We start from the raw sequence: 19,396 nt of genomic DNA, 5'->3' as shown, positions 1-19,396 counted from the left end.
CCCACCCCGCCCGGCGGTTCGCCGTCCGCCGCCGGCTCCGGCCCGCCGCCTACGCCTCCCGGGCGGCGGCGATCCCGTCGTGGATGGAAGGGTAGGCGGGGCGCCAGCCCAGATCCCGCTTCGCCAGGCCATTCGCCACGCGCAGGGACATGCCGCCGAACAGCGCGGCCCCGTAGGGCGCCGCCACCCGTAGGAGCCACGCCGGCACGACGGGCGGCCGCGGCGCGCCGTAGGCCTCCGCGGTGGCGCGGACGAGGTCGGCGAACGTGGCGGGGGTGTCGTCGACGACGTTGTACGCGGCACCGGGGCGCCCCCGCTCCAGGGCGGCCACCGTGGCGGCCGCCGCGTCGTCGTGGTGGATGAAGGGGATCTCGCCGCCGTGGCGGACGACCGGCAGCGAGCGGCGGCGGAGCAGCGCCGCCACTCGGTCGAGGTCGGCTCCGTAGAAGAGCCCGTAGCGGAGGGCGACGCCGTCGATCCCCTCGGTCTGCGTGGCCTGCCGCTCGGCAGAGACCATGGCCTCGAGGTGGGGGTCGAAGGCATCGCCTTGGGGCGCCCCGAAGGGGGAGCCCTCCGTGAGCGGGTCGGTTCCGTGGTCCCGGTAGCCGTAGCCGAAGACGATCGACTGGGTCACGAACCGGCGGGCACCCGTGGCGAGGGCGGCCTCCACCAGGTGGGCGCTGCCCCGGATGCGCAGCGCATTGGTCGCGGCCAGGTCGGCGTGGCGGGCCGGGGCCTTCCTGAGCGCGGTCAGCTCGTGGACGACGCCGTCGAACCGCTCGTGCTCGACCGCCCGCAGGAGCCCGTCCCGGTCCATGACGTCGACGGCGAGCGGCCGTCCGCCCAGCTCGGCGACGCGGTCGGCGCCCCGCGCGTTCCGGGCGATTCCGGCCACGTCGTGGCCCGCGCGAACCAGACGACGGACCAGCGGTCCGCCCAGGGTGCCGGTGGCGCCGGCGACAAGAACCCGCATGTCAACGGACGGTAGCCTGTCGCGAGCCTCACAGGAACCCGTGCGCCCGCCGCCCCCACTCCGGCGGTACAGTGCGCGGGAGGACTGGACCCTTTACCCGCGGACGGAATGGCAGGACGCTGGGCATGATGCCCGCACCGCCAGAGAGGACGACGCCATGGACACCCCCGCCGAGGACACGCCGGACCCGCACAAGGAGAGCGACCTCGACCCCGACGGGGCCGACCTCGCTCCCGCGGAGGCCGCCGAGGAAGACCTCGACCCGGACGACGACGCCGCAGACTTCGACGGGAAGGGACAACCGTGACCGGGCGGAAGGACCTCCTTGCGGGTTTGGAACGGGAGCTGCCCTGGCAGCGGGAGCTGTACAAGGACCTGCACCGCAACCCCGAGTTGAGCATGCAGGAACACCGGACGGCCGGGATCGTCGAGGAGAAGCTCTCCGGCTTCGGCTACGACGTGCGGCGCCTCGGCGGCACCGGCGTCGTCGGCATCCTCGAGAACGGGCCCGGGGCCACGGTCCTCGCCCGGGCGGACACTGACGCCCTTCCCGTGGCGGAGGCGACCGGGCTCGACTACGCCTCCCAGGTCTCGGTGGAGATGCCGGGCGGCGGGACCACGGGGGTGATGCACGCCTGCGGACACGACATGCACGTGGCGTCCCTCCTGGGCGCCGCGAAGCTCCTGGCGGACCACCGGGACGCGTGGAGCGGCACCTACGTGGCGCTCTTCCAGCCTGGCGAGGAGACCGCCGAGGGAGCGCAGGCCATGGTCGAGGACGGGCTGGTGGCCCAGGTGCCGCGCCCCGACGTCGCGCTGTCGCAGCACGTCATGCCCGCCGAAGCCGGAAAGATCGGGACGACGGCGGGGCCGGTCCTCTCCGCCGGGGATTCGCTGAGGATCACCGTGCACGGGCGCGGCGCCCACGGCTCGATGCCGCACAATTCCGTCGACCCCGTGGTGCTGGCGGCCGCGATCGTCCTGCGCCTGCAGACGGTCGTCTCGCGTGAGGTCCCGCCGGGGGAGTTCGCCGTCGTCACCGTGGGCGCCTCCAACGCCGGCACGAAGTCCAACATCATCCCGGACAAGGCGGAGCTGCTGCTCAACCTGCGCACCTACGACCCGGCGATCCGGGAACGCGTCATCGCGGGGATCGAGCGCATCGTCCGCGGTGAGTGCGCCGCCGCCGGGTCCCCGCGGGAGCCCGACGTCGAGTTCTACGACCAGTTCCCGCTCACGCACAACGACGCCGACGCCACCGAGCGGGTCACGGCCGCGTTCGCGGCCCACTTCGGGGCCGACCAGGTCTACCCGGCCAAGCCCGCCACGGCGTCCGAGGACTTCAGCCGGATCCCCGAGGCGTTCGGCGTCCCGTACACGTACTGGATGGTGGGCTCCGTCCCGGCCGACACCTACCGCAAGGCGGCTGCGAACGGAACCGTGGCCGAGGACATCCCCGCGAACCACTCGCCCTTCTTCGCGCCCGCGATCGACCCCACGCTTTCGGTCGCGACCCAGACCCAGGCCGTGGCGGCGCTCGCGTACCTGGACCAGGCAGGTGGCGCCCATGAGTGAGACGACGGCCCCGGCGAGGACCGCCTGGAAGCCCACCGACAAGTGGCTGTTCGGCATCGTCCTGGCGGTCATTAACTTCTGGCTCTTCGCCCAGACGCTGCTCAACGTCATCCCCGGCATCCAGGGGCAGTTGGGCATCGAGCGGACCCTCGCGAACCTCGCCGTGTCCATCACGTCCCTGTTCTCGGGCATCTTCATCGTCGTCGCCGGCGGGCTCGCCGACCGGCTCGGCCGCGTCAGGATCCTGAACATCGGCATCTACCTGAGCATCCTCGGTTCGCTCATGATCGCCCTGACCCCGGAGGACCTCGGCGGGCTGACGTCCTCGCTGCTGCTGGGCGGGCGGGCGATCCAGGGCCTGTCCGCCGCGTGCGTCATGCCGTCGTCGATGGCCCTGATCAAGAGCTACTACGAGGGCAAGGGCCGCCAGCGGGCGCTCTCGTTCTGGTCGATCGGCTCGTGGGGCGGGTCCGGCTTCACCGCCCTCTTCGGGGGCCTGATGGCGACGTCGGTCTTCGGGTGGCGGTCCATCTTCTGGATCTCCATCGCCCTGTCCGTCCTGGCCCTGTTCCTGCTGCGCGGCACCCCCGAATCCCGCGCCCCGGAGGCCGCCGGCGCCCGCCGCTTCGACTGGGGCGGCCTGGCCTGCTTCATCGTCACGCTGGTCGCCATCAACGTGTACATCTCGCAGGGCCCGAACATCGGCTGGCTCAGCTGGCCGGGCATCGCGCTGCTCGTCGCGTTCGTGGCCTTCGGCCTGCTGTTCCTGCAGATCGAAACGAGCCGCAACCACGCCTTCGTCGACCTCAAGCTGTTCCGCAACGGCACGTTCACGGGGGCCACGCTCTCGAACTTCCTCCTCAACGGCGCGGCCGGGACGCTGATCGTCGCCCTGGGCCTGGTCCAGATCGCCGCCGGCATGAGTTCCCTGCAGTCGGGCCTGCTGACGCTGGGCTACCTGGCCGCGATCCTGGCGACCATCCGGGTGGGCGAGAAGCTGCTGCAGCGCTTCGGCCCGAAGAAGCCGATGGTCTGGGGCAGCGCGATCACCGGCATCGGGATCCTGATGTGCTCCGCGACGTTCCTGCTCATCGAGCAGTACATCGTGCTGACCGTCATCGGGTTCACGCTCTTCGGCGTGGGGCTCGGCTTCTACGCCACGCCGTCGACCGACGCGGCCCTCTCCAACGTCCCCGACGCGCAGGTCGGGGCGGCGTCCGGCATCTACAAGATGGCCTCGTCCCTGGGCAACGCCATCGGCGTCGCCGTGTCCGCGGCCCTGTACGTGGCGGCGCAGGCCGTGGACCCCGACCTGATCCAGTCCTGGGGACTGTTCATCGGCCGGCAGGACAACGTCGCACTGCGCTTCGGCGGCGCGATCGGATTGCTGTTCAACGTGTTCATGGTCGTCGTCGCCATCGCGTCGATCATCCTCACGGTCCCCTCCAAGCGCCCGCCGCGCGAGGAGGAGGCGAGGCCCGACGAGGTGGCCCCGCCCGCGTTCGGCAACTAGCGCAGCGCCGCTCCCCGGGGCCTACCGCTTCTCCGCCAACGCCGCGCGCACCGCGGACGTTAGGCGTCCGGACCGGTCCACAAGCGCCTCGCCGCGGGCCACGTCCTCGAGCAGCGGCTCCCGCGCGGCATCGTCCTTGAGGCTGGCGATATTCGTCTCCAGCGTCACGATCCCGGCCACGGCCGCGGCCCGCGCCGCCTCGGAGGAGGCCGCCAGGTCGCTCAGGACGTTCGGGTTGCACCCGGGCAGCAGGGACTCGGCCAGCCGCAGGACGTCCTCCACCACGGTCAGGATCGCCCGGGGCGGTTCGGCCGCCCGGCGCACGGCGTCCTGGATGGCCCGGGAGCGCTCGGCCGCGGCGGCGCCGCCGTCGGGCATCGCATACGCCACGGCGACGGACGCGAACCCGCTCTCGTCGGCGTCCGCCAGGCCGAGGGCCGTGGTGACCAGCCGCTCCGCGCGCGCGGCCACGCCGTCGCCGGCGCCGCCGTCGTCGGCCGGCTCGTCGTCGCCACTGAACCGCGCCGACATGGCCAGCAGCGCGGCGGACTGGGCCGCCTGCAGCGCCCCGGTCGCCCCGCCCCCGGGGGTGGGCCTGCCCGACGCCAGCCGGTCCAGGTAGCTGCCAATCGTCTCCGAGCGGATCACCGGTCCTCCCTCCGCCGGCGCAAGGGGGCGCCGGCGGGACCAGCGTCGCACCGCGAGGACGGTCCGCCAAGGGCGGCCGTCGGGCGCCCCGCCGTCGCGCCCCGTCCCTTGACCCCTCCCGAACCCCTCCCTAGCTTGGCCGTGGGGAGGGCCGCACCTGCGGCCGCGCCGTGGAAGGAGCGGAACATGGCCAAGCAGCAAGCCGTCGTCATCGTGGGGGGCGGGCTCGCCGCCGCCAAGACCGTCGAGACCCTGCTGGACGAGGGGTTCGACGGGAGCATCACGCTGGTGGGGGACGAGCCGTCGGCCCCGTACGAGCGCCCGCCGCTGTCCAAGGACTACCTGCAGGGCAAGCAGGAACGGGCCGCGGTGTTCGTCCACGACGAGCAGTGGTACGCCGAGCACGACGTGACGCTGCTGCTCGGGGAGACCGCAGACCGGATCGACCGGGACGGCGGCCGCGTCCTCCTCGGCTCCGGCGGCGAGCTCCCCTACACCACCCTGGTCCTGGCCACCGGCGCGTCCCCGCGCCGGCCGGACCTGCCCGGCGCCGACCTGCCCGGCGTCCACCTGCTGCGCCGGATCGAGGACTCGGACGCGCTGCGCCGCGCCTTCGGACAGGCGAAGAGCCTCGCCGTGCTCGGCGCCGGGTGGATCGGGCTCGAGGTCGCCGCCTCGGCGCGGCAGGCCGGGCTCGACGTCACGGTCGTCGCCCCGGACGGGGTTCCGCTGCAGAAGACCATGGGCCGGGAGATCGGCGGGCACTTCGCCGAGCTCCACCGCGCCCGGGGCGTGGACCTGCGGATGGGTACCCGCGGGACGGCCGTCCTGGAGCGCGACGGCCGGGCGGCCGGCCTGGCCACGGACGCCGGGGACGTGCCGGCCGACCTGGTGCTGCTCGCCGTGGGCGCCGCCCCGAACACGGGCCTCGCCGAGGAGGCGGGGTTGGAGGTCGACGGCGGCGTCGTCACCGACGAGGCGCTGCGCACCTCCGACCCGGCCATCCTCGCGGTCGGGGACCTCGCGGCGGCGCGGAACACGCGGCTGGGGCGGCTGCGCGTCGAGCACTGGGACAACGCGATCCGGCAGGGACGGCTCGCGGCGAAGACCATCCTGGGCCGCGGCGCCTCCTACGACTGGCTGCCCTACTTCTTCACCGACCAGTTCGACCTGGGCATGGAGTACGTCGGGCGGGCGGACGCCGGGGCCGCCGACGTCGTGGTCCGCGGGGACCGGTCCTCGGGGGAGTTCATCGTGTTCTGGCTCGAGTCCGGGACGGTGACGGCGGCGATGAACGTCAACATCTGGGACGTCAACGACACCCTGCGCGGGGTCGTGGGGCGGCAGGTGGAGCCGGGGCGGCTGCGCGACGGCGGGGTGCCGCTCGAGGACCTCTAGCGCGGCGGCGGGTGCCGCGGGGGCCGCTGCGCGACGGCGGGTGCCGCGCGGGGACCCCTCCGGCGCGGCGGCGGCGGTGCCGGTCGGGGCGGTGTGAGGCCCGCGACCCCGGGGCCGGAAGCGCGCGCCCGTCGCCCTAGACTGGATGGAGCGCCAGCGCCGTCGCGTCCCCGACGCACCCCGACGAACGGTTTCCATGTCCACCACCGACACCGCGCCCCGCACCACCCACCTGACCGGGCGGGCCCTGCTGCTCGCCGTCGTCGCTCTCGCCCTGGGCGGGTTCGGCATCGGCACCACGGAGTTCGCCATCATGGGCCTGCTCCAGGAGGGGGCCGCGGACCTGGGCGTGGCGCACGGGGACATGGGGCTGTTGATCTCCGCGTATGCGCTCGGCGTCGTCGTCGGCGCCCCGGTGCTCACCGCGCTGGGCGCGCGCGTCCCCCACAAGACCATGGTGCTGCTGCTCATGGCGTTCTTCGCCCTCGCCAACGCGTCCTCGATGTTCGCGCCCGACTACGGGAGCATGCTCGTCACGCGGTTCCTGTCCGGACTGCCGCACGGGGCGTACTTCGGCATCGCGGCGATCCTGGCCGGGACGCTCGTGCCCGCCAGCATGCGCGGCCGGGCCATCGCCTGGGTCATGCTCGGCCTGTCCGTCGCCAACGTCGCGGGCGTGCCCGCCGTGACGTGGCTCGGCCAGGAGCTGGGCTGGCGGTGGATGTTCGCCGCCGTCGCCCTCATCGGCGCGCTCACGTGGGCCGGGATCAAGGCGTTCGTCCCGTTCAGCCCAGCCCACGCCGAGGCCAGCATCCGGCGCGAGCTCGGCGCCCTGCGCAGGGGCGCCGTCTGGTTGGCCATGGCCACGGGCATCGTCGGCTTCGGCGGGTTCTTCGCCGTCTACTCGTTCATCAGCCCCACGCTCACCGAGGTCACGGGCCTGCCGATCACCGCCGTCCCCGCGGTGCTCGCGCTCTACGGGACCGGCATGGTCATCGGGAACCTGGCCGGCGGGCGCATGTCCGACTGGTCGGTCCACGGCAGCATCGCCATCTCCACGACCCTCATGGTGGTGGTCATGGCCGCGTTCGGGTTCCTGTCCCCGTACCCCGTCCCGGCGCTGGCGCTGGTGTTCGTGCTCGGCGGCCTCGGCTCGATGCTGGTGCCCAGCCTGCAGGCACTGCTCATGGACTCGGCACCGCGGGCCCAGTCGCTGGCCGCGTCGCTGAACCACTCGGCCCTCAACGTGGCCAACGCCCTGGGCGCGGCGCTCGCCGCGGAGGCGCTGCGGGCCGGGCTCGGCTACCAGGCCCCGTCGTTCATCGGGGCCGGGCTGGCGCTGCTCGGCCTGGTGCTCGGGGGCCTGACGTTCCTGGTGGTCCGCCGGAAGGACCCCGTTCGGGGCTGACCCGGCGCCCAGCCCGGGGGCTGGCCCCGGGCCCGCCGCGGTGCGACGCTGGTGGCATGTGCCGGAACATCCGCCCCCTGTACAACTTCGAGCCGCACGCCACCTCCGCGGAGGTGCACGACGCCGCACTGCAGTACGTGCGCAAGGTCAGCGGGATGAACAAGCCCTCGGCCGCGAACGCGGAGGCGTTCGAGCGGGCGGTGGCCGACATCGCCCACGCCACCGAGCACCTGCTCGCGGACCTCGTGACGACCGCGCGGCCCAAGAACCGCGAGGAGGAGGCCGCGAGGGCGCGGGCCCGCTCCGCGGCGCGCTACGGCGCCGCCGCGTCGTGAGGCGCCGGCCCCGGCCTCAGCCGCGCCGGCGGACCATCTCGTCGATCCAGGCCGGCGCGTACGGCGACGTGCAGTTCGGGGGAGTGGGGTAGTCCTTGAGGACGCCGAGCCGCTCCCCGATCGCGATCGCCCGCCCCCGGTGCTCCGCGTGCTCGATCCCGATCTGGGCCAACGTGTGGTTCATGGCCCACTGCAGCCGGTCCGGGGCGTCCTTCATCCCGGCCTCGATGGTGTCCAGCAGCCCGTCGAGGTCCAGCCCCTGGGGCTTCCTGGCGACCCGTTCCGTGGTCAGGGCCCAACCGGCGCTCGCGACGACGGGGTCGGCGTCCGCCGTCCAGGCCACCCGCAGCTCCTCGGCGTGCTGGCTCTTCTTCACGACGTAGTTCACCAGCCAGTCGTGGACCTTCGGCGGGCGGGCCCCGCGCAGCATCGCGTCCAGGTCGTCGCGCCCGAACGCCTTGGGCCGGCACACCAGCAGGGCGAGCAGGCGCGCGGCGGTGTCGCCCGTGGCCCAGAGCCCGACGGCGAGGTCCTGCCGGGTCTTCAGCCGCTTCGCGAGCGCGCGCAGCTTCGACAGGTTCACGCCGTGGTCGTCGCCGCGCTTCTCGTTGGCCGCGCGCATCCTGGGGTCCTCGAGCGCGGCCAGCTCGGCCAGCACCGCGTCCAGGGTTTCGCTCACGGGTTCCTCCCGGGGTGTTCCCGCCCGTCGAACGAGGCTTCCTCGTGCTTGGGGGCGCCGATTTCGCCGGGGTCCGAGGCCGGGTCCTGGGCGTCCTGGTCACCGGCGTCGTCGTCCCCGTGGGTGCCGCCCGCGCGGGAGCCGAACGCCGTCGAGCGGTGGACCGCCTCGAGACCGTGGTGCGGCGAGGACGCGATGAGCGCGTTCGCCCAACGGGCGTTGGGGTCGGCGTCGACGAGGAACGCCTTGACCAGAAGCGTCGCCGGCAGCGCCAGCAGCGCGCCGAGCCAGCCGAGCACCCAGTACCAGAACAGCAGGGACAGGAACGACATGGTCGGCGTGACGCCGACGGACTCCCCGGCGATCTTCGGCTGGATGATCGCCTGGACCGTGAAGTTGATGACGCAGTAGGCGGCGACGACGGCGATCGCCGGGCCGGGGCCGCCGTCCAGCAGGGCGAGCAGCGCCGGCGGGACCAGGCCGATGACGAACCCGATGTTGGGGATGTAGTTGGTCAGGAACGCCAACACGCCCCACACCCAGATCAGGGGGACGCCGATGACGGCCAGGACGACGACGTCCAGGAGCGCGACGACGAGGCCGAAGAGGGTCGCGACCACCCAGTAGCGGCGGACGCCGAGGCTGAAGGAGGCGAGCGCGGTCGTCACGGCCGGGCGGCGGTCGATGACCATGGCCAGGCGCTTCTCGATCGACACGGAGTCCATCGCCAGGAAGAACACGGCGACCACCAGGGTGGCCAGCAGGGCCAGGACCTGGGACACGTTCGCGACCACGGGGGTGAGCAGGCCGATGATGTTGCCGGCGTTGATGCCCTGGAACTGCTGGCGCAGCTGGTCCTGCCCGATGCCCCAGCCCTGCAGGAGCGCGGTCGTCTGCGTCCACAGTTCGCTGAACTGGCGGTTGTACTTCGGCAGCTCGCGCAGTAGCTCCGCGATCGCCCAGCCGGTGGACAGGAAGAACACGGTGACCACGAGGAGCACCAGGATCAGCGCGACCGTGGCGGCCAGGTGCCGCTGCGTCTTGCGGGCCAGCCACCGCTGGAGCGGGTAGGCGACGATCACGAGGTTCAGCCCGAGGAAGACGGGCGCGAGGATGTCCTTGAGCTCGCGCGCGAACTGCAGGGTGATCGCGAGCCCGGCGACGCCCAGCGCCACGAGGACGAAGCGCGGCAGCGCCGGTCGCACGGCGGTTGCGTGCTGCGGGTTGTGGTCCATGGGGCTCCCCTCTGCCTGCCGCCCAGTCTAGGAGCCCGGGCCGGAAAGCGCTGGTCGGGCGTCGATTGGCGCAGTGGGGCCCACCTGTTGTAGAGTTGTGAACCGGCCCGGAGGCCGCCGGAAGGCGGACGACGGACCACCTCCGCGGGGGTATGGCGCAGTTGGTAGCGCGTCTGCATGGCATGCAGAAGGTCAGGGGTTCGAATCCCCTTACCTCCACTCGCGGGATGCACGGCATCTCAGAAACGCCCCGGTCTTCGGACCGGGGCGTTTCGCTTGTCCGGCTCAGGCCGCCTGGGCCGGCAGCAGCCGCTCCTCGAGCCACTCCGCGATCCGCGCGATGTCCGCGCGCAGCGGCTCGGCGTCGACGACCCCGACGGCGAAGAACCCGAACCTGTACCGCTCGGCCGCCGGGAACAGCCGCGGGAGGGACCAGGGCAGATCCTCGCCGCCGACCGCGGCAACCGCCGTCGGCCGCACCGGCGCGACGTCGCGCGCCAGGGAGCGGCCGTGCAACCGGCCGAGGACCAGGGGGGAGAGCAGGGCGACGCCGGAACAGTAGGCGACGTCGTGGGCGACCGCGCGGGTCACCCAGACCGGGCGGGGAGTCAGCCCGCCGGCGTGCAAGCGGTCGCACAGCATCTGGGCCGCACGGAGGGTGGCCGCGTGGCGGTGATGGAAGACGACGGCAACGGTGTCCGTGTCCATGCCCACCATTCTAGGCCCGGATGGCGGCCAGCGCCTCAGCCAATTGGGGGTGGAGGAACCCGAACCCGGCGTCCTGCAGCTCGGTGGGCGCCGGGGCCTGCGGCCGGGACTCCGCGGCCCCGGCCCGGAACCCTCCGGGCAGGTGCGTGCGGGCCGCCCGCAGGGGAGCCGCCGACGGGTGCGGCTGCAGGAGCCCGGGAAGCTCCGACGGCCGCACGGGCTCCGGGGCCGCGGCCAGCAGCGCGCCGTCGGGCAGCGGCACCTCCGGGTCGAGCCCGAGCGCGGCGCGCACGACGCGCAGCCAGTCCTGGGCGTGGATCCACAGCAGCCACCCGCCGTCGCCGCCGGGCGTGGCCCGGACGGAGCGGGCCATGCGGGCCAGCAGCCTCGGGTCGTCCCGCAGGACCAGCCCGGAGCGCAGGACGAGGCGCCGGGCGGCGTGTGCGCCCGCGCCGGCGTCGCCGCCGCCCGCGCCCGTGATGTCGACCCAGCGGGCGACGGGGCGCCGGACGGTGGCCCGGGCCAGGGCGTCCCACGCGGAGGCGTCCCACGCGGAGCCGGACGCCTCCGGCGGCTCGGGGGAGGCCGGGTCGTGGGCCAGATGGACCACCCCGACGGGTCCGTGCGTCCCGTCCAGCTCCTGCTCCCACGGGCCGGGCGTCGCGGCCCACGGCACCTCCCGGTACGGGGTGTCGCCGGTGGGGTACTGCGTGAGGACGGCGACGTCGTGGCCCGCGCAGTACAGGTCCGCCGCGAGCAGGCCCGTGCAGGGACCCGGTGCGCCCGCGATGACGACCTTGAGCTCCGCCGTCGGCGTCCCCCCGGCCAGGCTGAAGAGGCGGGCGCACGCCCCCGCGAAGTCCGCGGCGAGGGGTGCGCCGGCGGAGCGGGCGAAGACGGTGGCGGCGGGGCCGTCGACGACGACGCGTTGTGTCACGCGCGAGCCGCCGCCGTCGGGCTCCACGTCCCACTGCACCAGCATCCCGCCGCCCGGCTGCGGCTGCCGCCACGCGAACCGCCGGCCGGACTCGAAACGCACGAGGCGCGCGGGGGGGGCGGTGCGCGCGTGGATCGGCCCCACGATGCGCGACGACGGCCGGTAGTCGAGCTCGGCGCCCTCGGCCAGGCCCGCACGGGGCTCGAGGGACTGGATGGCGGGGTGCCACAGGGGGGCGAGCGAGGGCCGCGAGAGCACGGCCCAGACCGCGTCGGGCGGCAGGGCCAGACGGTGGCTGCGCGTGCGGGACCAGGACATGGGATCAGGGTATCGCCGGAGGCTGGGAACGCGTCGCGGACATGACGGAGGGGAGCGGCCGCCCCGCCGGTGTCCGCTCCCCCCATGAGCGTGGGTTCCCCCCGGACCCCTACCGGCTGGCCTCCGAACGCCCACCGCTGCCGCGGCCCCCTGGGCGCCCTTCGTGCCGCTCCCCTTCGTTCTGGCAGATCCCCCCGTGACCTGTGTCACACAGTCTGCCGTCGCGGAAAGGCCGCGTCAATGCTTTCGGTCAAAAACTTGTTAAACGACGCCGGCGGCCGTTCCTGTGAACGGCCGCCGGACGACGGTCCCTCCGCGCGGGGCGCGGCGGGGGGTCTGTGGGGGTCAGACCCGGGAGCTGCGCTTGGTGATGAAGCCCCAAATCACGAGCACCACGAGGGCGCCCACGATCGCGACGAGCCAGGTCTGGATGGACCAGAACTCCTCGATGCCGACACCGAAGATCGCGGAACCGACCCAGCCGCCCAGGAGGGCGCCGATCACGCCCAGGACGAGGGTGGCGATCCAGCCGCCTCCCTGCTTACCGGGCAGGATGAGCTTGGCGATGGCCCCGGCAATGAGTCCAAGGACAATCCAACCGATGATTCCCATGGTCTTGCCTCCCTACTTCTCCGCCGCATGGCGGTCCGTGTTTCCGGCGCCGGTGGGCGCCGGGTCTCACGAGCGCCAGATTACCAATCTGCGAACCGAGCGCAAGAGGAGCCGGGGGAGTCTGTCAATCGCCGTCCGACCTGCGGACGGATGGCGATCAGTTGGGGACCGGCGTGGGCTGCTCGGCGGCCAGGCGGCCCTCCATCGCGGTGAACTCGGCGTCGACCTCCGGGTTCGGGCGGGCGGTCGCCCGGGAGACCAGCACGGTGACGACGAGGTTGGCCAGGAAGCCCGGGACGATCTCGTACATCGCGCCGGTCAGCGCCGGGATGTTGCCCCAGACGAAGACGACGACGGCGCCCGTGATCATGCCCGCCAGGGCGCCGGGGGCGGTCAGCTTGCGCCAGTACAGGCTCAGCAGGACGATCGGGCCGAACGCGCCGCCGAAGCCGGCCCACGCGAACGCCACCAGGGCGAGGATCGACGAGTTCGGGTTCAGGGCCAGCAGGAACCCGACCAGGGCGACCACCAGGACGCCGGCGCGGCCGAGCATGACCTCCTTCTTCGGGGTCGAGCGCCGGCCCACGATGTTGTAGAGGTCCTCGACCAGGGCCGAGGAGCACACGACGAGCTGCGAGGACATCGTGGACATGATCGCGGCCAGGACGGCGGCCAGCACGAGCCCGGCGATCAGCGGGTGGAAGAAGATCTGGCTCAGCACCAGGAACACGGTCTCCGGATCGCCCAGCGGGCGGGCCGGGTCGTTGGAGAAGTAGCCGATGCCGATCAGGGCGGTGGTGACGGCGCCGACGCTCGTGAGGATCATCCAGCCGATGCCGATCCGGCGGCCGGCCTTGGCGTCGGCCGGGCTGCGCAGCGCCATGAAGCGGACGATGATGTGCGGCTGGCCGAAGTAGCCGAGGCCCCAGGCCGCCGTGGAGATGATGCCGACGGTCCACAGCAGCGCGTTGCCGTCGGTGGCCCCGGCGAACAGGTTCAGGGCGTCCGGGTTGGCCTCGGTCATGCGCTGGGTGACCTCGCCGATGCCCCCGGCGCGGATGACGGCGACGATCGGCACCGCGAGCAGCGCGGCGAACATCAGCAGCCCCTGGGCGACGTCGGTGAGCGTGGCCCCGAGGAAGCCGCCGAACAGCGTGTAGAGCAGCGTGATGCCGGCGACGATCAGCAGCCCGGACAGGTAGGACCAGCCGAACGAGGACTCGAAGAACTTGCCGGCCGCGACCATGCCCGAGGAGACGTAGAACGTGAAGAACACGAGGATGATCAGGCTCGCCGCGATCCGCAGGAAGTGCGACCGGTCCTTGAGCCGCTTCTCGAAGAAGCTCGGGATGGTGATCGCGTTCTGCGACACCTCCGTGTAGGCGCGCAGGCGCGGCGCGACGAACTTCCAGTTCAACCACGCGCCGATGGTCAGGCCGATCGCGATCCAGGCCTCGATGAGGCCGGACACGTAGATCGCGCCCGGCAGGCCCATGAGGAGCCAGCCGGACATGTCGGACGCGCCGGCGGACAGCGCCGCGACGCCCGGGCGCAGGCCTCGGCCCGCGAGCATGTAGTCGTCGAGGTCGGACGTGCGCCGGAAGGCGAAGTAGCCGATGGCAAGCATGACCAGTAGGTAGATGCCGATGGCTATGAGTTGGTACGTGGTCTCCGTCATGGCAAGGGTTCCTCGTGGGTTGTGGGCCGTGCGGTGGCGGCGCGGGCCGGGGGTGCGGTTCCCTGAGAGGCTACGCGCGGCGGCGGGTGGTCCTCCGAGTATGACCCCGAATCGGCCGGCTGTGTGATGGGGGTCACGGCGCCGTTACCTTCCCGTGACCAAGTCCGGGTGGTTGCCGCCGAGCCGCGCCGCCTCGGCGTGGAGGGCGCGGCGCACGGCGGAGATCGCGGGGTGGTGGGTGCTCGCCTCCCGCATCGACGTGAACACCGTGCGCCGGGGCGCGCCGGGCAGGTCCACCAGGCGCACGGCGGGCCGGCGGCCCACCCAGACGAGGTCGGGCATGAGTGCGACGGCGAGGCCCGATTCGACCAGCGCCACGTGCGCCTGCAGGTCCGCGGTCTCGAACCGCACGTCCGGCTCGAAGCCCGCGCCGCGGCAGGCCTGTTCCGCCCAGTGCCGGGACGCGGCCCCGTGCGGCTCCATGACCCAGGGGAGGCGGGCCGCGTCCGGGAGCGTGTCCACGAGCTCCCAGGCGGGAGGGCCGGAGGCCGGGAGGGCCAGCCGCACGGGGTCCCGCACCAGGGGGTCCCGGTCCAGTCCCGGGTGGTGCGGCGCGGCATGGCCGGGGTACTGCTCCGCGACGACGAGGTCGAAGTCCCGGACCCACGTCTCGTGCAGCGCGGTCTCCGGCTCGTGCTGGACCATCTCGACGCGCACGCCCGGGTGGCCCTCGCGGAGGTGGCGCAGCGTCGCAGGGAGCAGGGCCAGCGCCGCGGTCTGGAACATCGCCAGCCGGACGGTGCCCGCGACCTCGGGCCGGCTCGCCGCCAGCGCCGCCTCCGCCCGCTCGAGGGAGTCCAGCAGCTCCCCGGTGTGGGCCACGAGGACCTGGGCCTGGGGAGTGAGCTGCAGCCGGCGCCCCGCGCGCCGCAGCAGCGGGACGCCCGCCTCGCGTTCGAGCAGGGTCAGCTGCTGCGACACCGAGGACGGGCTGTAGTTCAGGGCCGCGGCCACCTCGGCCACCGTGCCGCGTACGGACAGCTCCCGGAGCAGGCGCAGGCGCCTGACGTCGAGCATGCGCATCCTCCCGTCGGAAGGGCGCCGGGGGCGCCGGGAATCGTTCGGTTCTCCTTAACAATATCGTTCGGAGAACGTCGCTTTCACCGAACCATGTGACGGTCGATACTGGGGGTGGCGGCCCGTCCGCCCGCGCCCCGGGAGTGCCGAGGGCGCACGCCGCCGGCCCCGCGCCGGCAGTTTCACCAGGAGCACGCGTTGACCACTCCCCTCACCGACCCAGCCCCGACCACCCGCCCCGGCGGTCCGGTGCGGCCAGCAGACCTTGCCGACGACGCCGTCGCGCTGGTGCGCCGCTGGCTGGAGGATTCCGCCAGGATCCCGGTGGATCCCGCCGCCGCCCAGCTGGCCGGCGTGCTGCAGGACCCGAACGGGCTCGACTTCACGGTCGGGTTCGTCGACCGCGTCGTCCGGCCCGAGGACGTCTCGGTGGCGGCCCGCAACCTGCGGGCCCTCGCGCCGAAGGTCCCGTCCTTCCTGCCGTGGTACATGAAGTCCGCCGTCGCGCTCGGCGGGGCGGCCGCCCCCGTGGCCCCCGGCGTCGTCATCCCCATCGCCCGCCGCGTGCTGCGCGAGATGGTGGGCCACCTGATCGTCGACGCGTCCGACGCCCGGCTGGGCCGGGCCATCGCCGCGGTCCGCAAGGACGACGTCCGCCTCAACATCAACCTGCTCGGCGAGGCCATCCTCGGCCAGCGCGAGGCCGACCGCCGCCTCGCGGGCACGCGCTCGCTGCTGGCCCGCGGCGACGTCGACTACGTCTCCATCAAGGTCTCCTCGACCGTCGCCCCGCACAACCACTGGTCGTTCGACGAGGCCGTCGGCCACGTCGTCGAGCAGCTCGCGCCCCTCTACCGGCTCGCCCGGGACTCCGCCCAGCCCAAGTTCATCAACCTGGACATGGAGGAGTACAAGGACCTCGAGATGACCATCGCCGTCTTCACCCGGCTGCTGGACCGGGAGGAGTTCCGCGGCACCGAGGCCGGGATCGTCCTGCAGGCCTACCTGCCCGACGCGCTCGGTGCCATGGTGCGGCTGCAGGAATGGGCCGCGGCGCGGCGGGCCGACGGCGGCGCCCCGGTCAAGGTGCGCCTCGTCAAGGGCGCGAACCTGCCGATGGAGACCATGGACGCCGACCTGCACGGATGGCCGTCCGCGGTCTGGGGCAGCAAGCAGGCCACCGACACCTCCTACAAGGCGGTCCTGGACTACGCGCTGCACCCCGAGCGGATCGGCAACGTGCGGCTCGGCGTCGCCGGACACAACCTCTTCGACATCGCCCTGGCCCACCTGCTCGCGGAGGCCCGCGGTGTCACCGCCGGCGTCGACTACGAGATGCTGCTCGGCATGGCGACGGCGCAGGCCGAGGTCGTCAAGCGCGACGTCGGCTCCCTGCTCCTCTACACGCCGGTCGTCCACCCGGGCGAGTTCGACGTCGCCATCGCCTACCTGGTGCGGCGGCTCGAGGAGGGCGCCAGCCACGAGAACTTCATGTCCGCCGTCTTCGAACTGTCCGAGAACGAGGAGCTGTTCGCCCGCGAGCGGGAGCGCTTCCTGGCCTCGCTGCGGGACCTCGACGCCCTCGAGGGCGTGCCCGCCCCGAACCGGCGGCAGGACCGCGCCCACTTCGACCCGCAGGACGCCGCGGCCGAGGCCCACGCGGGCGTCCCCGAACGGGAGGGCGTCCCGGCCGGCTACGGCAGCCCCGTCGCCTCCTTCGCGAACACCCCGGACACGGACCCGGACCTGCCCGCGAACCGCGAGTGGGGGCGGGCCATCCTGGCGCGGGTCCCCGGCTCGGAGCTCGGGAAGGAACTGGTGTCCAGCCACACGCTCACCACGCGCGAGGCGCTCGAGGAGACGGTCTCCCGCGCCACCGCGGCCGGCGAGCGGTGGGGCGCCCTCACGGGGTCCCAGCGCGCCGACGTCCTCCACCGCGCCGGCGTCCGGCTCGCCGCCCGCCGGGCCGAGCTGCTCGAGGTCATGGCCTCCGAGTGCGGCAAGACGCTGGACCAGGGCGACCCGGAGGTCTCCGAGGCGATCGACTTCGCCCACTTCTACGCGGAGCTGGGGCGCAAGCTCGACGCCGTCGACGGGGCCCGGTTCACGCCGTCGCGCCTGACCGTCGTCACCCCGCCGTGGAACTTCCCCACCGCGATCCCGGCCGGCTCCACGCTGTCCGCGCTCGCCGCGGGCTCCGCCGTCGTCATCAAGCCGGCGGCGCAGGCCGCCCGCACGGGCGCCGTGATGGTGGAGGCGATCTGGGAGGCCCTCGACGAGGCCGGCATCGGCCGCGACGTGCTGCAGTACGTGCAGGTCTCCGAGCGGGACCTGGGCCGCGACCTCGTCGCGCACCCGGACGTGGACCGGCTCATCCTCACGGGCGGGTACGAGACGGCGGAGCTGTTCCGCTCCTTCCGGCCGGACCTGCCGCTGCTCGCGGAGACCAGCGGCAAGAACGCCATCATCGTCACGCCCTCCGCCGACCTGGACCTCGCCGCGCGCGACGTCGCGGCGTCCGCCTTCGGGCACGCCGGGCAGAAGTGCTCCGCGTCCTCGCTGGTGATCCTCGTCGGGTCCGTCGCGACGAGCAAGCGGTTCCGCAACCAACTCGTCGACGCCGTGAACTCGCTGCACGTCGGCCACCCGGAGGACCCGCGCAGCCAGATGGGCCCGGTTATCGCCGAGCCGTCCGGCAAGCTCCTGCGCGGCCTCACGACGCTGGGCGAGGGGGAGCGCTGGGTGCTCGAGCCGCGCCGGCTGGACGACACGGGCCGGCTGTGGAGCCCGGGCGTGCGCTCCGGCGTCGCCCGCGGCAGCGAGTACCACCTGACCGAGTACTTCGGACCGATCCTCGGGGTCATGACCGCGAAGAGCCTCGAGGAGGCCGTCGCGATGGTCAACGAGATCGAGTACGGCCTCACGTCCGGCCTGCACTCGCTGGACCCGGCCGAGCTGGACTACTGGCTCGAGCACGTCGAGGCCGGCAACCTCTACGTCAACCGCGGCATCACCGGCGCGATCGTGCGCCGGCAGCCGTTCGGCGGCTGGAAGAAGTCCGCGGTCGGGGCCGGGACGAAGGCCGGCGGGCCGAACTATCTGGTCGGCATGGGCGCATGGACCGACGCCGCGCCGGCCGAGGCCGCGGCCGTCACCGGGGCCGCCGCGCAGCTGCTGGGCACGGCCCGCGACGCCGCGCTGAACGGGGCGGGCTCGGCCCCGCAGGCCGGCCCGGCCGCCGCCGACGAATCCGCCGCGGCGGCGCTCTCCGAAGCCGACACCGAGTGGCTCGCCGCCGCCCTGGCCTCCGACGCCGACGCGTGGAACCGCGAGTTCGGCGTGGCCAAGGACGTCTCCGGCCTGGCCGCCGAGCGGAACGTCTTCCGCTACCGGCCCGTGCCGGTGACCGTCCGCTACGAGTCCGGCACGTCCGGGCACGGCGTCGCCGAGCTGCTGCGCGTGGTCGGGGCCGGCCTGCGCGCCTGGGAGTCCGCGGCCGACGGGGACGGCGCCCGGGCCGGGTCCGCGATCACGCTCAGCACCGCCGAGCGGCTGCCGGCGAACGTCGAGGAGTTCCTGCGGGCCGCAGGCGTCATCGTCGCTGAGGAGGACGGGGAGGCCTGGGCGGCCCGCGTGCGCCGGCTCGCCGCTCGGAAGGGCCCCGACGCCGGAGCCCGGATCCGCCTGATCGGCGGGGACCTGGCCGCCACCGCGGAGGCCGCTGGCGGCAAGCCCGACGTCGCGATCTACGCCAACCCGGTGGTCTCCGCCGGCCGGGTCGAGCTGCTGCCGTTCCTGCGCGAGCAGGCCATCTCCATCACGGCCCACCGCTTCGGCACGCCGAACCACCTCTCGGACGACCTCATCTAGGGACCCGGCCGCGCCATCGGCGCCGCCCCGCCCGAAGCGACAGCAGCCCCCGCCCGATCCGGGCGGGGGCTGCTCGTCGTGGTGCCCCGGTGGGGCGGACCGCCGCACGCTGGCGGCCCGGTCCGTCTCGCGACGTCGGGGTCTTCCCGCGATGTCAGGATCTGCTGGGGGCGATGTGGCGGCGGGAAGGGCGACCTCGCGGGATGGGCGGTCGCGGGCGTGTGGACCGGCGGCCCACCGGCCCGCGAACCGACCGCCGTGCGCGAGAAGACCCGCCCCGTACGAGAAGACCCGCCCCATACGAGAAGACCCGCCCCCTACGAGAAGACCCGCCCCGTCCGAGGCGCCCCGGCATAGTGGGGCATCTCGGACGGGACGGGTCGTCTCGTGGGGAGGTGGACCTGGCCCGGCGGACGGGACGGGTCGTCTCGT

General features: G+C 73.6%; 16 protein-coding genes and 1 tRNA gene. 8 read left to right on the top strand and 9 right to left on the bottom strand.

Features of this window, described 5'->3' with window-relative positions; all coding sequences use genetic code 11:
- Positions 1 to 49 precede the first annotated feature (49 nt).
- Positions 50 to 973: an NAD-dependent epimerase/dehydratase family protein gene (locus AC1Q5D_RS01390; RefSeq protein ID WP_481736765.1), complete on the bottom strand. Its 924-nt coding sequence runs from the start codon at positions 971 to 973 to the stop codon at positions 50 to 52.
- Between the two features lie 157 nt (positions 974 to 1,130).
- Between AC1Q5D_RS01390 and AC1Q5D_RS01385 the strand changes: the two genes are divergently transcribed.
- Genes AC1Q5D_RS01385 through AC1Q5D_RS01375 form a run of 3 tightly spaced genes read left to right on the top strand, consistent with a single transcriptional unit; the run spans position 1,131 to position 4,061 of the window.
- The gene (locus tag AC1Q5D_RS01385) at positions 1,131 to 1,280 is read left to right on the top strand and encodes a hypothetical protein (protein WP_481736764.1); all 150 of its coding nucleotides are present in this window, start codon (positions 1,131 to 1,133) and stop codon (positions 1,278 to 1,280) included.
- Positions 1,277 to 2,548 carry a M20 family metallopeptidase gene (locus AC1Q5D_RS01380; RefSeq protein ID WP_481736763.1) on the top strand — a complete coding sequence of 424 codons (1,272 nt, stop codon included), beginning with the start codon at positions 1,277 to 1,279 and terminating at the stop codon, positions 2,546 to 2,548. The genes AC1Q5D_RS01385 and AC1Q5D_RS01380 overlap by 4 nt, the downstream gene beginning before the upstream one ends.
- Positions 2,541 to 4,061 (top strand): MFS transporter, encoded by a 1,521-nt coding sequence (locus AC1Q5D_RS01375; protein WP_481736762.1) that lies wholly within the window; start codon positions 2,541 to 2,543, stop codon positions 4,059 to 4,061. The genes AC1Q5D_RS01380 and AC1Q5D_RS01375 overlap by 8 nt, the downstream gene beginning before the upstream one ends.
- 21 nt (positions 4,062 to 4,082) lie before the next feature.
- Here the strand turns inward: AC1Q5D_RS01375 and AC1Q5D_RS01370 are convergent, their stop codons facing one another.
- A complete protein-coding gene (locus tag AC1Q5D_RS01370; RefSeq protein ID WP_481736761.1) occupies positions 4,083 to 4,709 on the bottom strand; it encodes a cyclodeaminase/cyclohydrolase family protein in 627 nt (208 codons plus the stop codon).
- Positions 4,710 to 4,895: 186 nt separating this feature from the next.
- Between AC1Q5D_RS01370 and AC1Q5D_RS01365 the strand changes: the two genes are divergently transcribed.
- The 3 genes from AC1Q5D_RS01365 (at position 4,896) to AC1Q5D_RS01355 (ending at position 7,850) form a co-directional block, all read left to right on the top strand.
- Positions 4,896 to 6,107: an NAD(P)/FAD-dependent oxidoreductase gene (locus AC1Q5D_RS01365; protein ID WP_481736760.1), complete on the top strand. Its 1,212-nt coding sequence runs from the start codon at positions 4,896 to 4,898 to the stop codon at positions 6,105 to 6,107.
- A 196-nt stretch (positions 6,108 to 6,303) separates the two neighbouring features.
- On the top strand, positions 6,304 to 7,515 hold the full coding sequence (locus tag AC1Q5D_RS01360; protein WP_481736759.1) for an MFS transporter: 1,212 nt from the start codon (positions 6,304 to 6,306) through the stop codon (positions 7,513 to 7,515).
- A gap of 56 nt (positions 7,516 to 7,571) precedes the next feature.
- On the top strand, positions 7,572 to 7,850 hold the full coding sequence (locus AC1Q5D_RS01355; protein WP_481736758.1) for a DUF2277 domain-containing protein: 279 nt from the start codon (positions 7,572 to 7,574) through the stop codon (positions 7,848 to 7,850).
- A gap of 16 nt (positions 7,851 to 7,866) precedes the next feature.
- On the opposite strand, the gene AC1Q5D_RS01350 is transcribed toward AC1Q5D_RS01355, so the two are convergent.
- On the bottom strand, positions 7,867 to 8,529 hold the full coding sequence (locus AC1Q5D_RS01350) for a DNA alkylation repair protein (protein ID WP_481736757.1): 663 nt from the start codon (positions 8,527 to 8,529) through the stop codon (positions 7,867 to 7,869).
- Positions 8,526 to 9,764 carry an AI-2E family transporter gene (locus tag AC1Q5D_RS01345; RefSeq protein ID WP_481736756.1) on the bottom strand — a complete coding sequence of 413 codons (1,239 nt, stop codon included), beginning with the start codon at positions 9,762 to 9,764 and terminating at the stop codon, positions 8,526 to 8,528. The genes AC1Q5D_RS01350 and AC1Q5D_RS01345 overlap by 4 nt, the downstream gene beginning before the upstream one ends.
- A 146-nt stretch (positions 9,765 to 9,910) precedes the next feature.
- Here AC1Q5D_RS01345 and AC1Q5D_RS01340 point away from each other — a divergent pair.
- A tRNA-Ala gene (locus AC1Q5D_RS01340) sits at positions 9,911 to 9,983 on the top strand.
- Positions 9,984 to 10,049: 66 nt separating this feature from the next.
- Here the strand turns inward: AC1Q5D_RS01340 and AC1Q5D_RS01335 are convergent.
- The 5 genes from AC1Q5D_RS01335 to AC1Q5D_RS01315 all read right to left on the bottom strand — a co-directional run bounded on the left by AC1Q5D_RS01335 (position 10,050) and on the right by AC1Q5D_RS01315 (position 15,094).
- On the bottom strand, positions 10,050 to 10,472 hold the full coding sequence (locus AC1Q5D_RS01335) for a hypothetical protein (RefSeq protein ID WP_481736755.1): 423 nt from the start codon (positions 10,470 to 10,472) through the stop codon (positions 10,050 to 10,052).
- 10 nt (positions 10,473 to 10,482) lie between these two features.
- Positions 10,483 to 11,727 carry an SRPBCC family protein gene (locus tag AC1Q5D_RS01330; protein WP_481736754.1) on the bottom strand — a complete coding sequence of 415 codons (1,245 nt, stop codon included), beginning with the start codon at positions 11,725 to 11,727 and terminating at the stop codon, positions 10,483 to 10,485.
- A gap of 345 nt (positions 11,728 to 12,072) precedes the next feature.
- On the bottom strand, positions 12,073 to 12,339 hold the full coding sequence (locus AC1Q5D_RS01325) for a GlsB/YeaQ/YmgE family stress response membrane protein (RefSeq protein ID WP_481736753.1): 267 nt from the start codon (positions 12,337 to 12,339) through the stop codon (positions 12,073 to 12,075).
- A 157-nt stretch (positions 12,340 to 12,496) separates the two neighbouring features.
- The gene (gene putP / locus AC1Q5D_RS01320) at positions 12,497 to 14,017 is read right to left on the bottom strand and encodes a sodium/proline symporter PutP (RefSeq protein ID WP_481736752.1); all 1,521 of its coding nucleotides are present in this window, start codon (positions 14,015 to 14,017) and stop codon (positions 12,497 to 12,499) included.
- A 144-nt stretch (positions 14,018 to 14,161) separates the two neighbouring features.
- Positions 14,162 to 15,094 carry a LysR family transcriptional regulator gene (locus tag AC1Q5D_RS01315; protein ID WP_481736751.1) on the bottom strand — a complete coding sequence of 311 codons (933 nt, stop codon included), beginning with the start codon at positions 15,092 to 15,094 and terminating at the stop codon, positions 14,162 to 14,164.
- Positions 15,095 to 15,292: 198 nt separating this feature from the next.
- On the opposite strand from AC1Q5D_RS01315, the gene AC1Q5D_RS01310 reads away from it, so the two are divergent.
- Entirely contained in the window at positions 15,293 to 18,964 is a 3,672-nt protein-coding gene (locus AC1Q5D_RS01310) for a proline dehydrogenase family protein (protein ID WP_481736750.1), read from the top strand.
- Positions 18,965 to 19,396: the final 432 nt, after the last annotated feature.

Source organism: Arthrobacter paludis (assembly GCF_056782315.1).
This window is presented reverse-complemented; position numbering and strand designations above follow the sequence as displayed.

Coding starts and splice junctions, on each gene's coding strand:
- AC1Q5D_RS01390 (WP_481736765.1), bottom strand. CDS start 973: ATGCGGGTTCTTGTCGCCGGCGCCACCGGCACCCTGGGCGGACCGCTG.
- AC1Q5D_RS01385 (WP_481736764.1), top strand. CDS start 1,131: ATGGACACCCCCGCCGAGGACACGCCGGACCCGCACAAGGAGAGCGAC.
- AC1Q5D_RS01375 (WP_481736762.1), top strand. CDS start 2,541: ATGAGTGAGACGACGGCCCCGGCGAGGACCGCCTGGAAGCCCACCGAC.
- AC1Q5D_RS01365 (WP_481736760.1), top strand. CDS start 4,896: ATGGCCAAGCAGCAAGCCGTCGTCATCGTGGGGGGCGGGCTCGCCGCC.
- AC1Q5D_RS01360 (WP_481736759.1), top strand. CDS start 6,304: ATGTCCACCACCGACACCGCGCCCCGCACCACCCACCTGACCGGGCGG.
- AC1Q5D_RS01355 (WP_481736758.1), top strand. CDS start 7,572: ATGTGCCGGAACATCCGCCCCCTGTACAACTTCGAGCCGCACGCCACC.
- AC1Q5D_RS01345 (WP_481736756.1), bottom strand. CDS start 9,764: ATGGACCACAACCCGCAGCACGCAACCGCCGTGCGACCGGCGCTGCCG.
- AC1Q5D_RS01335 (WP_481736755.1), bottom strand. CDS start 10,472: ATGGACACGGACACCGTTGCCGTCGTCTTCCATCACCGCCACGCGGCC.
- AC1Q5D_RS01330 (WP_481736754.1), bottom strand. CDS start 11,727: ATGTCCTGGTCCCGCACGCGCAGCCACCGTCTGGCCCTGCCGCCCGAC.
- AC1Q5D_RS01325 (WP_481736753.1), bottom strand. CDS start 12,339: ATGGGAATCATCGGTTGGATTGTCCTTGGACTCATTGCCGGGGCCATC.
- putP (WP_481736752.1), bottom strand. CDS start 14,017: ATGACGGAGACCACGTACCAACTCATAGCCATCGGCATCTACCTACTG.
- AC1Q5D_RS01315 (WP_481736751.1), bottom strand. CDS start 15,094: ATGCTCGACGTCAGGCGCCTGCGCCTGCTCCGGGAGCTGTCCGTACGC.